The 13,683-nt window shown below is 63.2% G+C and carries 10 protein-coding genes and 2 pseudogenes; 7 read left to right on the top strand and 5 right to left on the bottom strand.

Annotated features, from left to right (window positions below; genetic code table 11):
• Window positions 1-353: 353 nt before the first annotated feature.
• A complete protein-coding gene (locus ACZLZY_RS15980; protein ID WP_472935195.1) occupies window positions 354-1,400 on the bottom strand; it encodes a YihY/virulence factor BrkB family protein in 1,047 nt (348 codons plus the stop codon).
• A 419-nt stretch (window positions 1,401-1,819) separates the two neighbouring features.
• On the opposite strand from ACZLZY_RS15980, the gene ACZLZY_RS15975 reads away from it, so the two are divergent.
• The 5 genes and pseudogenes from ACZLZY_RS15975 to ACZLZY_RS15955 all read left to right on the top strand — a co-directional run.
• Window positions 1,820-2,857, top strand: a complete 1,038-nt coding sequence (locus tag ACZLZY_RS15975) for a hypothetical protein (protein WP_472935194.1) — start codon at window positions 1,820-1,822, stop codon at window positions 2,855-2,857.
• Window positions 2,858-2,907: 50 nt separating this feature from the next.
• Window positions 2,908-3,474: a hypothetical protein gene (locus ACZLZY_RS15970; protein WP_472935193.1), complete on the top strand. Its 567-nt coding sequence runs from the start codon at window positions 2,908-2,910 to the stop codon at window positions 3,472-3,474.
• An 11-nt stretch (window positions 3,475-3,485) separates the two neighbouring features.
• Window positions 3,486-3,881: a phage holin family protein gene (locus tag ACZLZY_RS15965; RefSeq protein ID WP_472935192.1), complete on the top strand. Its 396-nt coding sequence runs from the start codon at window positions 3,486-3,488 to the stop codon at window positions 3,879-3,881.
• Window positions 3,878-4,789: a hypothetical protein gene (locus ACZLZY_RS15960; protein ID WP_472935191.1), complete on the top strand. Its 912-nt coding sequence runs from the start codon at window positions 3,878-3,880 to the stop codon at window positions 4,787-4,789. Before ACZLZY_RS15965 ends, ACZLZY_RS15960 begins: the two co-directional genes overlap by 4 nt.
• A 256-nt stretch (window positions 4,790-5,045) precedes the next feature.
• Window positions 5,046-5,384: pseudogene (locus ACZLZY_RS15955) on the top strand (YciE/YciF ferroxidase family protein); the annotation flags it as partial.
• 66 nt (window positions 5,385-5,450) lie between these two features.
• Here the strand turns inward: ACZLZY_RS15955 and ACZLZY_RS15950 are convergent.
• Window positions 5,451-5,891: a DUF2383 domain-containing protein gene (locus tag ACZLZY_RS15950; RefSeq protein WP_472935190.1), complete on the bottom strand. Its 441-nt coding sequence runs from the start codon at window positions 5,889-5,891 to the stop codon at window positions 5,451-5,453.
• A gap of 173 nt (window positions 5,892-6,064) precedes the next feature.
• On the opposite strand from ACZLZY_RS15950, the gene ACZLZY_RS15945 reads away from it, so the two are divergent.
• The gene (locus ACZLZY_RS15945) at window positions 6,065-7,072 is read left to right on the top strand and encodes an SDR family oxidoreductase (protein ID WP_472935189.1); all 1,008 of its coding nucleotides are present in this window, start codon (window positions 6,065-6,067) and stop codon (window positions 7,070-7,072) included.
• Window positions 7,073-7,849: 777 nt separating this feature from the next.
• On the opposite strand, the gene ACZLZY_RS15940 is transcribed toward ACZLZY_RS15945, so the two are convergent.
• Complete coding sequence (locus tag ACZLZY_RS15940; RefSeq protein WP_472935188.1) at window positions 7,850-8,623, bottom strand: HAD family hydrolase; 774 nt, start codon at window positions 8,621-8,623, stop codon at window positions 7,850-7,852.
• Between the two features lie 246 nt (window positions 8,624-8,869).
• On the opposite strand from ACZLZY_RS15940, the gene ACZLZY_RS15935 reads away from it, so the two are divergent.
• Complete coding sequence (locus tag ACZLZY_RS15935) at window positions 8,870-11,191, top strand: putative bifunctional diguanylate cyclase/phosphodiesterase (RefSeq protein ID WP_472935187.1); 2,322 nt, start codon at window positions 8,870-8,872, stop codon at window positions 11,189-11,191.
• A gap of 152 nt (window positions 11,192-11,343) precedes the next feature.
• Here the strand turns inward: ACZLZY_RS15935 and ACZLZY_RS15930 are convergent, their stop codons facing one another.
• A complete protein-coding gene (locus tag ACZLZY_RS15930) occupies window positions 11,344-12,945 on the bottom strand; it encodes an MFS transporter (RefSeq protein ID WP_472935186.1) in 1,602 nt (533 codons plus the stop codon).
• A pseudogene (locus ACZLZY_RS15925) lies at window positions 12,942-13,683 on the bottom strand (HlyD family secretion protein); the annotation flags it as partial. The pseudogene ACZLZY_RS15925 and the gene ACZLZY_RS15930, both read right to left, overlap by 4 nt.

Below are 13,683 nucleotides of genomic sequence, written 5' to 3'. Positions count from 1 at the left end.
TCCATCGGGTCTACTCCCCCGCAGGAGCCAGATAGCCCAACGAGAACGATTTAGACCTCCTGTCGTAGTCGATGGGATGACCGGCCCCTCGAAGGATGCTGATCTGCTGCCTAGTGCGCGCGATGCACGCCTTGCCTTCCATTCCGTAGATACGCCGGGAAAGTTCGGCTAAACCGATGCTCGGGGAAGCTCTCAGTATCTCAAGGATGACTTCGCTCTTGAGTGCCTTCAATGTGCTCTTATCCATGTGTGTTCTGGCCAGCGGCTGAATGAATATCGGTGTCTCGATGCCGTTCGGGCCGAGCGTCCCAGCAGACTCTCCGTCCGACTGAGTATGAGCTTTCCTCAGTACTTCACGAGGTGGCCTCACCGACGGTGTCCGCCATCTCGGCTCCGCGTTCTCCCAACCGACGTTCGGGAGTGTGTGTCGTGTCGCGGGCGGTCTGATGCTCCAGCTCGGCATTCAGCTCGGCGCCGAACAGCACCACGATGCAGGATAGCCACGTCCAGGTCATGAAGCCGATGGCGGCGCCGAGGCTTCCATACGTCTCGTCGTAGCTTCCGAAGTTCGTCGCATAGAAGGAGAACGCGATGGAGAACAGGACCCAGAGGATCGCTGCGAGGCCAGCCCCGGGTGTGACCCAGCGCCACTTCGCCTTCGCGCGGCTCGGCCCGTAACGGAACATGATCGAGATGCCAACAGCTACGATCGCGAGCAATATCGGCCAGCGCAAGATCAGGAGGAACGTCTCGAGACCGCCAAGGCCGATGTACTCGAAGAGGATCGGCATCAGGATGACGGCACCGAGCATGAAGGCGATGAAAACGAGCATCGAGAGCGTGAACGCGAGCGAGATCAGTGTCAGCCTGAAGAAGCTGCGCTTCTCCTTCTCGGCGTAGACGATGTTCAGGGCGTCGAAGAAACTCTTCATCCCCGCGTTCGCGCTCCAGAGGGCGACGCCCAAGCCAAACACCAAACCGAATCCGAGCGTGACGTCGCCCTTCTTTACCGTGCGTTCGAGCTGCTCGCCGATGATCTGCACCGCCCCGGACGGCAGAATTCCCGACATCGACTGCAAGTGGTCGTTTACGGTGCCCAAGTCGCTGAAGAGCCCGTAGATGGAGATGAACGCCGTGATCGCAGGAAACAGCGCGAGCAGCAGGTAAAAGGTCAGCCCAGCGGCCACGAGCATCAGGCGATCGTTGGAGAACTCGGCGTAGACGCGCCAGAAGATGTCCTTCCAGCCAGTCGCGGGGATCTCCGTGGGCTTGGCCGCTTCCCTTCCCCGGCCCCGTTCTGACGCCGCGTCAGCGTGCACTTGCTTCTGTTCGTCCAAGACCTGCTTCTCGGCCGGGGTGGGTGGGCTGTCCTGGTCCGGAGCAAAACCTGTATCCGTCATGCCTATCCTCTCGCTGGCGCACGGATAAACATTCGGGACGCCGTTATGATCCGGTAACCACGAGTTTCCTTTGATCTGAAGGGATTGGCCAAGATCGAGAACGCTCGAGCGGACGGCACGGCCTCCCTGACGACCATGTCGAACTGGCGTCGTTCGGCATTCTGTTGATCGGGCAAGCCGTCGCGGGTCATGCTGGATTCCTCACAAAGTCGATCGTTCCCGTCTCTCGTTGAACGGAACAGGACTATCGGATGTCGTTCAGGACATTGAAAGCTCAGGGAAGCCTCGAAGATATCGGTCGCGTTATACTATTTGCGCGAGCAGCCCAGACGTTGCTGGAGGAACTAAGCGACTCCTACGAAAGTTCTCAGAATAGTGAACGTGGCCTTCTAAAAGCACGGGCTGCTGAGGAGAAGAAGATGAGTTCAACCGACAGAACCGAGATCGGCGACCCGAGCCTGGATGCGATCGAGGCCCGGAACGAAAATCTACGCTCCGGGCTGGCCGACACCGTTGGAGAGCTGCGGAACCGCCTCTCGCCCGATACCATCAAAGCTGACGTCAAGGACAGCATTGTCCAATCGGGCCAGGACTTGCTTGCCAAGCTCGAGCGGTCAGCACGGGATAACCCGTTGCAGACCGCAGCGATCGGAGCTGGTCTAGCTTATCCGATCATCGGCATTCTTCGGAGCATCCCCGCTCCGATCCTGCTGATGGGCGCGGGCGTGGCTCTGTCCGGCCGCAACAACATCTTCTCGGGACTGATCTCGGGAGACAAGGTCAACGGTGCGGTCTCGGCAGGCAGCGACAAGGCCTTCGAACTGGCGGGCAAGGCATCGGACACGGCATCGGCCGCCGCGGCCTCCGTTACCTCTGCCGCCCAAGATGTGTCCAACCGCGTAACCGGCGCCGCATCGGCAGCCGCGAACAAGGTGACCGACACCCTGACCGATGCGACCCAGAGCCTGACGGACGCGGCCGATGCCGTGACCCATCAAGCCCGGATGACCTATCACGATGCCACACACGCGGTTGGCGAAGTCGCCGAGCAGGCGGTCGTGCTTGGTCGACAGGGTCGCGATACGCTGGTCGATACAGTCTATCGCAACCCCTTATTGGTCGGCGCGCTGACCGCGCTTGCAGGTGCTGCACTTGCCGCGCTTATTCCGCACAGTCGCACCGAATCCCGCTTGTTCGGCGACGCGAGCTCGCGAGTGAGGCAGAAGGCCGAGGCGACTGCCCGCGAAGGTCTGCACGCTGCAATAGACGTCGGCGAGCGAGTGGCTGCATCGACCGTGGACGCCGCTTCCAACGAAGGCCTCGACGTCAAGTCCGGCAAGAATGCGATCCGTGACTTAGGCGAGCGCGCGGCAGCCGTCGTCGATGCTGGCGTGAATGTGGTCGTGCCGGACGACGAGCCGGAGAAGCCCATTACGACTCGGCCAATGGATCACTGAACGGGCCGTCAGGCCAGCGACAACCCTTAATCAAATGCATGGAGACCAACATGAGCAACACCACCTTCAGCCAGAACCAGACCGCGAAGCCGGACATCACCGATCAGGCGAAAGCCGCCGCCAATAATGTCGGTGCCGAGGCAAGCTCGCTTGCAAACGAGGCGAAGGCTGCCGTGAATGATCTCGGTGACCGTGCCAAACAGGGTGTTCTCGACGCGGCAGATCATGTGCGCGGTCTCGCCGAAGAGCAAAAGGCCGCAGGGGCTGACCGTTTCAAGGGCTATGCCGGGTCGATCAACCGCGCTGCCGACAGCCTCGACGAAGAAATGCCGATGGTCGCCAACTTTGCCCGCAAGGCAGCGGGCGAGATCGAGCACTTGGCCGATGCCGTAAAAGATCGCGACCTCGCCGATCTCGTCGGTGTCGTTCACGACTACGCTCGCCGTCAGCCGGCTGTGTTCCTCGGCGCCACCGCGCTGGCTGGCTTCGTCGTTGCTCGGTTCCTGTCGACCTCAGCCCAGAAGCGCACACGCGAGGCGAACGTCGGTGACTGGAAGAGCGATGCGGACCATGTCGGCGCACCCCGGCCGCTGCCCGTCCGCGGCACACTGAGCTGAAGGGGGATCGGATGGCCACGTCCCCCGACGACAGAAGCTTCTCGGAGCTGATCTCCAACGGCCTCGAGCAGCTCTCGGCCCTCTTCCGGAGCGAGATCCAGCTCGCAAAGGCGGAGATGGCCAAGAAGGCAACGAATGCCGGCATGGCCATCGGACTGATGGTCGGCGGGGTGGCCTTCGCGATGGCTACCTTGGTGATGCTCTTGACCACCGTCGCAACCTTCCTCGTCGAGGCGGGCATGGGCGCAGGGCTTGCGTTCCTGCTAGCGACAATCGTGGGTGGGGTGGTGGCTGCGGTGCTCGTATCGGCGGGCGTCAAGAAACTGAAGTCCGAGACAATGGTGCCCGAGCGCACGGTGCATCAGGTCCAGATGGACGCCCAAGCGGCGAAAGGAAACCAGCCATGAGCCATACATACGAACGTCCAGTCCCTTCCACATATGCGGAAGATCCCACCATCCCCAACGCCCGGAACACGGTGACGAAGAAAGACTTCGGGACCAGCCTCACGGATGCTGTCCGCGAAAACCCGGCGTCTGCCGCGCTGATCGGCATGGGTGTCGCCTGGCTGTTCTTCGGTGGAAGCAAGACGTCGCTGTTCGGCTCGAAGCGAGACGACGATCGCGACCACGGTCATCGCAACCGCCATCGGTCGGAGCGTGACGATTTCGAGATGCGTTTTGAGGCGCCGCGTCACGTTGGTCGCGCGTCCGACCGCTTCGGCGCCATGACGAGCGGTGTGGGCAGTGCCGCCAACGATGCCGTGGATGCCGTCGGCTATGGTGCCCAGCAGACAGGATCCAGTATCGCCAGCGGGGCATCGTCAATCGCCGGCGCGGCATCCCAAGGGTACGACGCCGCCACCTCCTATGCCGGCGACGCTGCTTCCTACATAGGGTCGCACGCCTACGACGCAGGTCGGGCTGGCTCGCGGATCGCAAGGAGCCAAGCCGGACACGTGCAGCAGACAGTCGGCGAGTTCTTCGAGGACCAGCCTCTGGCGCTTGGCGTGCTCGGACTTGCATTGGGCGCGGGCGTCGCAGCACTGCTTCCTGTCACGGAGATCGAGCGGGAATACCTCGGTGAGACCAGTGACGAGCTCAAGGCGCAGGCGCGCTCGCTGGTTGGCGAGAAGATCGGCGAAGCCAAAGATCTGGCGGCGACAGCGCTCAACGAGGTTTCACGCGAAGCCGAGGCGCAGGGCCTGACGAAGGCGAAGCTCGGAGAGGTTGCTGCCGACCTGAAGGACCGGGTCGGCAACGTGGCTAGTGCCGCGAAAGAAAGCGTTTCCGAGGCATCACCCGGCAAGCTTTAGATCGCATGTCGGGATCGCCAACGAGCGGTCCGTGCTGTGAACATCCGTTGGAGACGGGAGGGCATGTCCCTCCCGTTTTCGTGCGTGGCGACCATCAACGGCAAGAGCGGCATGAACCTTTCCCTCGAACTCAGTCTCGACCCCTACATCCTCATCCTAACAGGGGCGGGTCTCCTCATCGCGTTAGTGGCATGGCTGCCTTGGCACTGCGCACCCTGCCCCTGTCGCTGCCGATCGTCTGCATTCTCCTTGGCGCGAGGAGTCAGCGAACCAGGTGGAAAGACTGACGCAGGTGTTCGAGCTCATCGGCAAACCCGCCCGGGGCAAGACCTGCGAAGCCATGGTCGGCCTGACGTCTGAAATGGAAGAAGACCTTGAGGACTTCGGTGATACCGCGGCGTCGGACGATGTCCTTATCGGCTGCGCGCAGGCCATCGAGCACTACGAGATCGCGCGTTACGGCCTGTTGAAGTCATGGGCTACCAAGCTGGGCCACGACGAGGCGGTGACTTTGCTAGACGAGACCCTTCAGGAGGAGAAGCGGACGGACGATCTCCTGACGCAGATTGCCGAGGACATGCCCACCTCGAAGTAGCAGACTGTCACGATCGGAAGTCAGAGGGCCCGCCACGGAAATTGTGACGGGCCTTCGTTTGTCTGATCAGGCGTTGGCGTCCATCCAGGCCTTGTGACGGCTTTCGTCCTCGAACGCCTTGCGGAAGTAGGCCTGTGCTTCGGCGGGAGCTGCGGTGTTCTTCGAGGCTTGGTCGTATGCCATCTTTGTCTCGATTTCGTTGGTCGACATCGCCTTCAGGATGGTGCCGTCGCCGATGATCGAGGCGAGCGCCACCTTTCCTGTGGTCAGATATTCCTTCATGTCTCCCTCGGTCGGAGCTTTAACGCCGAGACGCTGGGCCATCTTGGTGAGCTCGGCGACGTGGGCATCGTGATCCGCCTTGAACTCGGCAATCTTTGTCTTGAATATCTCGCTGTCCAGCTTGGCAATCGTGCTCTCATAGGCGGCGATCGCGTCATGCTCGAGGATGAGAAGGTTCTGGACGAGCTTCTCGAACGTGCTTTCGGTGCCGACGGTCGTGACCATGGAAATTCTCCGGTTGGTTGGAATGGGGGAATGCCTTTGAACGCAATCGGTTTCGCCGAGGAAGGGGGCATGTACCGTACGGTCAGGTCACATCATGATGAGACGGGGAGCGATCTCCCTCCAACGCCGTTCGCGATGTGAAACATGACCCTTCGAACGGACGGAGACCCCAGATGACCGATCACCATATGACCCGCCGCGCAGTGCTCGGCAGTGCTGCCGTCGGCCTCGCCGTCGGTGCCGCCGCGTCAGCCGCAGCGCAGACCGGCGATGCGGGCGCCCAAGCCGAAGGCACGGCGCCGTCGCTCGTCGATCCGCGCGACAGGTTTACTCGCGAGCCCTTCCCCGAACAGAAGCAGCCCTGGCCTGCGCTGGCGAGCAAGATGGACCCGGTGCCGGACCATGGCGAGAAGAGCTACCGTGGTTCAGGCAAGCTGACAGGACGCCGCGCCCTGGTAACGGGTGGCGACAGCGGGATCGGACGGGCCGCGGTCATCGCGTTTGCCCGGGAGGGCGCGGACGTTGCCATCAACTACCATCCCGACGAGGAGTCTGACGCTCAGGAAGTGATCGCGCTGATCCGCGAGGCCGGCCGCAAGGCAGTTGCCATCCCCGCCGACATACGGACGCAGGCCGCCTGCGAGGAGGTCGTCCGCAAGGCAATCGCTGAACTTGGCGGTCTCGACCTCCTCGTCAACAATGCTGCCTACCAGCAGTCCAAGGCGGACATCATGGAGATCTCGGACGAGCAGTTCGTCCGTACGTACGAGACGAACGTCTTCCACGTGTTCCGATTCAGCAAGGCGGCTATCCCAAGCCTGCCGCCCGGCTCGGTGATCATCAACACGATCTCGCAAAACTCCTACGATCCTGGCGAGGACTTGATCGACTACGCCTCGACCAAGGCGGCGATCCAGAACCTGACCCGCGGCATGGCCAAGCAGCTCGCCAAGAAGGGCATCAGGGTAAACGCCGTTTCGCCGGGGCCGATCTGGACCCCATTGCAAGTCGCGGGCGGCCAGCTACCCGGCAAGATGGGCGAGTTTGGCCAGCAGACTTCGCTTGGGCGGGCCGGCCAGCCAGCCGAGCTGGCGTCGCTTTATGTCGCGCTTGCGTCCGGCGAAGCGACCTTCAGCACGGGGACGGCGGTTGGTGCGCATGGTGGCAAGGGTTTCCCCTAAATCCCGCCTCGAGTACGAGGGCTGGGAGGGTCCGCGGCCGAACCGTCACGAGCCAATCCGCCACCGCAACGCGCTGGTAGTCGACGATCAGCGGCGACGTGGCTACGGGGGCGGCCGTTATAACCGGACCCTTCAGGTCACTACAGCGTAAAAGATGACTGTCGTCGCGAGACTGGGCCGACATATTCTCGAGTCGCAACCCCGCGCCGCGCTCTCCGTTCGGATCACGGAACGAATGGGAGAAGACAGAGGACGAAACCATCTACTTGGCATGTAAGGCCCGCTGAATGATTGCGCCCCTCGTCATGGGCGTCGTTGCCGGGTCACGATTGGTGACCCGGCTTGCCGCCGTCTCACTGCTTGCGCGAGCGCGCCGCCTTTCCGGCTGGAGTCCTCCCGTCAGGCTGCCTGCAAACCCGTGGGTCTTTGCAGGCGCAATCGCGCTGACAGTCGCCGAACTGTTGGGGACAAGATGCGCTCGGCACCCGACCGAACCGTCCCTCTCGGCATGTTGGCCAGGTTGATGACGGGCGGGATCGCGGGAGCGGCCATCGCCGACAAGAAGGCAGGAGCAGTGGTTGGTGCAGCCGCGGCCGTGGCATCCTCGTACTTCACGCTTGAGGTCCGTAAACGCTTCATTGCCCGTTACGGCCAATGGCCGACAGGCGTCGTGGAGGACGCACTTGTCGTCGCGCTGGCCATTCGGGTTGTTAGCCGGGCGGGAACGGCGCGGAGCCGGCCATGAGGTTGCTCCTCCTTGGAGCCACGAGCCTTGGGCTAATGTGATGCCAAGGGGGAGGTATCGTACCTGGCCAGCAAGTCGGCAGGATTGTCGTAGATCGCCACGGCGCCCGCTTCCGTCAGCACCTGGTCGTCGAAACCACCGCTCCGGACGGCGATGGTGCGAAGCCCGAGCTTTGCCGCCGCCTGGATGTCGTATGGGCTGTCACCGACCACGATGGCATCGGCAGCTTTGGCGCCGACCTTCTCGAGGGCCGCGGCAAAAATGTCGGGGTCGGGCTTTGAGTGCTCGGCGTCGGTCGCGGTCGTCACGACGTCCAGAAGATCGCGGATGCCAAGCCTGTCGATATGGGGTTCGACTTCGTCAGTCTCGCCTGAGGTCGCGAGGACAATCTTCCAGCCATCATTGCGCGCCCTCCGGAAGAGAGTCGCGACGTCGGCGAAGGGCTCGACCTTGCTCGCATGGCGTTCCTTGAAGATGCGAGCGCGCGCTTCCGAAATCGCTTTGCCGTGCTCGTCCACGACCTTCTCGTCGAGGAGTGCGGGCATGAGGTTGTCGCCGCCCTTGCCGATCTGGTCATGAACGTCCGCATGCGGAATGACAATGTCGAACTCGGCGAAGGCTTCCACCCAAGCCGCTGCGTGCAGGTCGTTGCTATCGACGAGCGTTCCGTCGACGTCGAACAGGATGGCTTTTACGGTCATAAGGTTCCCTTGGGTTACGGACCCAAGTACCTCGATGTCCGGTTGTTCCGTCCTTTCGGACAACTCGAGCCCTTCAATTGCGATGTGGCCAAGGTCGATGTCCAAGGCCAATGCCCCGGCTGGCGACGCATCGATACCAGTGGCGCGCAATGTTTACAGGGCATCGAACGCTCGTGCCGAGTTCTAGGCGGAGCGAATTGACCATTCGAGTTGCAATATTGAACCAGCCCAGATGTGGTTTCACGACATCGATAATCGAGGGAGTTCTGAAACGTTCTGCTGCTACAACTTCGATTTCCAGCTTATGCAGGGACCATAGCGGTGTCTGCACCCTCCGTCAGAATGCGCTAAATGCAAAGTGACTACCCGCAGGCGGGTACAGAGACCCTGTACGCCGGGGATCAAGAGGCCGCACAGGCGTCCATGAGCGTGTCGATGGATCCCGCGATCGACCGGATCGTGCGGAGCTCCGCATATGCGACGGAATGCCCTTCCGCAGCCTTCTACGTCGCAAGCGCGGAAGGGTACGATCGCGTGATCTCCTTCGACGACGGAACCGAGTTGTCCCGCTTGGTCGGGCATGCCCTGCTTTCGTCCGCCGCCGCCGGAGCCGACGGCGATGTCCGTGTCGTCAACGACGTACGTCGAGAGGCGGCGCTAACGGACTTCGAACCCAAGACCACGCCCCTGCGATTTACCGCGGCGGTCCGCGTGGTGGATGGGGGCGGCGCCGTGATCGGCGTGCTGGTGGTGGCGGATCATAAGCCCCAAGCCGGACTCAGTGCAGCGAAGACCTACGTGCTGCGCTCGCACGCGGCCCAGATAGGAGCCTTCTTCGACCTGGAAGGTTTCAGGGACCGCGCAGTCGCATCGGAAAGATCGCGCGAACAGGAGACGCAGCGCCTGCGCTTGCTGGAGTCCGTCGTTGTCAACGCAAACGACGCGATCCTGATCACGAGGGCGGAGCCGATCAATCTTCCCGGGCCGGAGATTGTGTATTGCAATGCGGCGTTCACCCGCACGACGGGCTACGGCGAGGCTGAGATACTTGGCCTGACGCCGCGCATCCTGCAATCGGCCAAAACCGATCGAGGCGCCCTCGATCGCCTTCGCGCGGCTCTTTCGGCATGGAAACCGATCGAGGTGGAGCTCCTCAACACCCACAAGGACGGCACGGAGTTCTGGGTCGAACTCAGCATCGCGCCGGTCGCGAACGAGAAGGGTTGGTTCACGCACTGGGTATCGGTTCAACGCGACGTCAGTGACCGGAAGGCCTTTGAGGAGACGATAACCCGCGCGCGCATCGTCGAGGCGCAGAATGCCAGTCTCGAGGCGGAGATCATGGAGCGGAAGGGTGTCGAGGCCGAGCTCCTCTACACCGCTTCGCACGACGACCTCACCAAGCTGCATAACCGAGCCTTCTTCATCGCTCGCCTGACGTCGGCGCTCCGGCGGACCCAGAACGACGGTCGATACCAATGTGCGGTCCTCTTCATCGACCTCGACAGGTTCAAGCTGGTCAACGACAGCCTCGGCCACCGTGCCGGAGATCTCCTTCTGATGGAGATAGCCGACCGTCTGAAGGCATGCGTCGCGGTCGGGGACACGATCGCGCGTGTCTGCGGCGACGAGTTCGCTTTCCTGATCGAGGGAGCTGACGCGATGGCCACAGCCGTCGGTTTGGCCAGGAGGATGGGCGAGGTCATGCGCGAGCCCGTCTGGCTCGGCGCGCAGGAGATCTTCTCCTCTTGCAGCGTCGGGATCGTAAAGGCCGCATCCCGGCACCGCATCCCGGAGGAGATCATCCGCGACGCCGACATCGCCATGTACCGCGCGAAGAAGACCGAAGCCGGATCCTACGCTATTTTCGCGGAGGAGATGCACAGCGCAGCCGTGGAGGCGCTTGAGACACAGACCGACCTCCAGAACGCTGTCGGCCGCGGCGAGTTCTACATAGAGTACCAGCCGATCTGGGCCGCCGGAACCCTGCGCCTGACGGGAATGGAGGCACTGGTTCGCTGGCAACACCCGGAGCGCGGGTCGGTGCCGCCGTCCGAGTTCATCGAGGCGGCGGAAGCCTCCGGCTTGATCCGCGACATCGGTCGCTGGATCCTACGCGAAGCCTGTGGCCAGGCCCGGCTCTGGCAGACACGCTTCCCGGATCTGGCCCTGCGGCTCAGCGTCAACGCTTCGGCGCCGGAGTTGCGGGACGCGAACTTCCTCCCGGGCCTTCAAACGACGTTGGCGTCGACAGGCTTCGCTCCCCGCGACCTACAGATCGAGATAACCGAGGGGGTGTTCATCGAGGATGCCGATCTCGTGGAAGGAGTTCTGACCGGGATCCGGTCCATGGGAGTGCGCGTCGCACTCGACGATTTCGGCACGGGCTTCTCGTCCTTGAGCTATCTCGACCGCTACCCGCTCGACGCCATCAAGATCGATCAGTCGTTCGTCGCCAAGATGCTGATGCGGCCGAGGACACTGGCGATCGTGGAAACGATAGTCCGGCTGGGCCACATTCTCGACCTCGACATCATCGCCGAGGGAGTCGAGGAGGCAGCTCAGTTGGCGCAACTGGCCAAGATCGGCTGCCACTCCGTCCAAGGGTATTTGCTCGGGAAGCCGATGTCCGCGTCGGACTTCGAGGACCTGCTCAAAACCCAGGAAGTTTAGCGGCATTCGGGAGCAGAAGCCGCCAGTCGCTCCGGCAGCTCACGACCCAATTAAGACACTCACGTCGGCCATGGGTCGCCTCGCAAGCGGACATTCAAGCAATGAAACGCGACAGCAACCAACACTTTGCACTGGACGCGGTTCGTTGACCCTCAGGCGACTGTGCGTCGTGCCAAGACGGGCTTTGGTGTGAATGGTCCTACGGGTGCCCTGCCGATGAACGCCGCCACTACGAGACCCGCGACAGCCGCCCAGAACGCGAACCAGAACCCGTCGGCATAAGCGAGAACGTTCGCCTCCCGCTGCACGATGGTGGCCAGCGACGACGCCCCCCGGGCAGACGCTTCCGCGGCTCCGTGCGCAACGAAGCGGGCAGTAAGGGCAGACAGGGTCCGCGTGACGACCGTGTCGCCCTCCGCCACGTGCTGGCCGAGGTTGTTCGAGTGGAACTGCTCCCGAACCCGCAGGAGCGTTCCCATGACGGCAACGCCGATCTCCGCGCCGCCCAACCTGATGACCTGAATGTAGGCGGAGAAGGCGACCGCCCTGGCCGGATTCAGGTTCGAGACCGAGATGATGATGATCGGCAGGAAGCTGAACGCGAAACCGACCGACTGAAGGAGGACGATCGGCACGAAGTCGTCCGGTGCCCAGTCATGGGTGACGCGGGTGCCGAGGAGGGCAGCCGTGGCGAACGCGGCAAGCCCGACGACGAGGACCGGACGTGGGTCCACGCGTCGAAGGAGATACACGCAGGCAAGCGTCATCGGGATGAGCGGCAGGGCGCCATACCGCATGAGCAAAGGGCCGATCTGATCGGGGCGGAGGTGCCCGACGCCGATCAGGAAGTTCGGCACGAGAGAGGTGTTGGAAACACTGCTGAGGGTGAAGAGAACCGCCGCGACGAGGGCAAGGCCGACGTTCCTCGAAAGGATCACGCCGATCCAGGCCCAGGGCTCGCGGACGATGAGTTCGTTCACGAGGAACGCGACGAGGAGCGCCGTCCCGCCGACCAGCAGGGGAACGACGGTGCCGGACTCAGACCAGTCCAGGCGGTTGCCTTGGTCGAGGCCCGCAAAAAGCATTGCCAGTCCGGCCCCGAGGAGGATCATGCCGCCCCAGTCGGCCGAGCGGACAAGGCCGCGGTTGACGGGTTCGTGCGGTGCGCCAAGGCAGACCAGGAGGCCCATCAGCGGCGCCGCGATCACGTCCTGCCAGTAGATCCACTGCCACCCGCTGAGGTCGACGTACCATCCCGCCAGGGATACGCCCGAGTTCAGGCTGAATGACGATCGGAACGCATAGACCGCCAATGCGGGGAGCCACCACGAGAGCCGCAGGTTGCGGAAGATCACGATGATGGTCGCCGGGACGAAAAGACCGAGCAACGCCCCGTGGAGGACGTGCAGGACAACGAGGAGCTCGTAGTTGCGGACGAAGGGAATGACGAGGGAGATCGCGGCGTAGGCAAGGCTCGGGACCGCGAGCACGCGTCGTACCCCGTATGCCGTGGCGAGCCAGGCCACGGCGGGCGCGACGAGGATCTGCGGAGCCAGGGCCGCGGTGTTCAACCAGGCCCCTTCGTCGACGCCGAGAGAGAACGCGCCCCGAAGATCTGTCAGGCCGATCCCGAAGAGGCGGCCGTGCACGCCGACGATGAAGGACCCGAGCAGGACGGCACCCACGGCGCAGACCGGATGATGGGTTCGGCGGCCGACGGAGATCGGGCCGGTGTCAGCCCTTCCCGTGCTCACGGCATCGCTTTCCCGACATCGATCGTCGTGACGACCGACATCCCGGGGCGAAGCCGCGTCGCGAGATCCTGACCGGGATCGAGGGCGATCCTGACCGCGAGCCTCTGGACGACCTTGGTGAAGTTGCCCGTCGCGTTGTCGGGCGGCAGGAGCGCGAACTGGGACCCGCTGGCGGGCGAGATGCGCTCCACCGTTCCGGAAAGGCGTTCGCCGGGAAGACCGTCGACCTCAATGGCAACAGGCTGCCCGGGCACCACGCGGGTCAACTGCGTCTCCTTGTAGTTGGCGACCATATAGACGTCGGGAAGGGGTACGACCGTGATGAGCGCGCCTCCGATGCCAACGTAGTCGCCCACTTGGACCTGCCTTTCGCCAACGACGCCGTCGAACGGTGCGCGGATCTCCGTGTAGGAGAGGCGGAGCTGAGCCGCCGAGAGGCTGGCCTCCGCAGTCGCGACCTCGGCCTCGCGCTGCTTCTTCGTGCCCTTCAGGACAGCGAGCTGGGCGCGTTGCGCGGAACGGGCCGCCTCGGTTGCGGCAAGGTCGCTCTCGGCTTTGGAGAGTGACGTCTGCGCCTGCTCGAGCTTCTGCGTAGTGCCGTATTCCGAGCGTGTCAGGCTCTGCTGGCGGCGGAACTCCTGCTCCGCCTGCATGAGCGTCGCCTGCGCCGCGCCGCGGGCGGCGTCAGCTTGGGCGATCGTCGCCTCCTGGAGCTCGAACCGGTTGTCGAGATTGGCG

It is taken from the genome of Mesocryomonas lacus, assembly GCF_055730135.2.
Note: the sequence above shows the minus strand (reverse complement) of the source record. Positions and strands in the feature narration are given on the sequence as shown.

Coding starts and splice junctions, on each gene's coding strand:
- ACZLZY_RS15960 (WP_472935191.1), top strand. CDS start 3,878: ATGAGCCATACATACGAACGTCCAGTCCCTTCCACATATGCGGAAGAT.
- ACZLZY_RS15980 (WP_472935195.1), bottom strand. CDS start 1,400: ATGACGGATACAGGTTTTGCTCCGGACCAGGACAGCCCACCCACCCCG.
- ACZLZY_RS15975 (WP_472935194.1), top strand. CDS start 1,820: ATGAGTTCAACCGACAGAACCGAGATCGGCGACCCGAGCCTGGATGCG.
- ACZLZY_RS15950 (WP_472935190.1), bottom strand. CDS start 5,891: ATGGTCACGACCGTCGGCACCGAAAGCACGTTCGAGAAGCTCGTCCAG.
- ACZLZY_RS15935 (WP_472935187.1), top strand. CDS start 8,870: ATGCAAAGTGACTACCCGCAGGCGGGTACAGAGACCCTGTACGCCGGG.
- ACZLZY_RS15970 (WP_472935193.1), top strand. CDS start 2,908: ATGAGCAACACCACCTTCAGCCAGAACCAGACCGCGAAGCCGGACATC.
- ACZLZY_RS15945 (WP_472935189.1), top strand. CDS start 6,065: ATGACCGATCACCATATGACCCGCCGCGCAGTGCTCGGCAGTGCTGCC.
- ACZLZY_RS15965 (WP_472935192.1), top strand. CDS start 3,486: ATGGCCACGTCCCCCGACGACAGAAGCTTCTCGGAGCTGATCTCCAAC.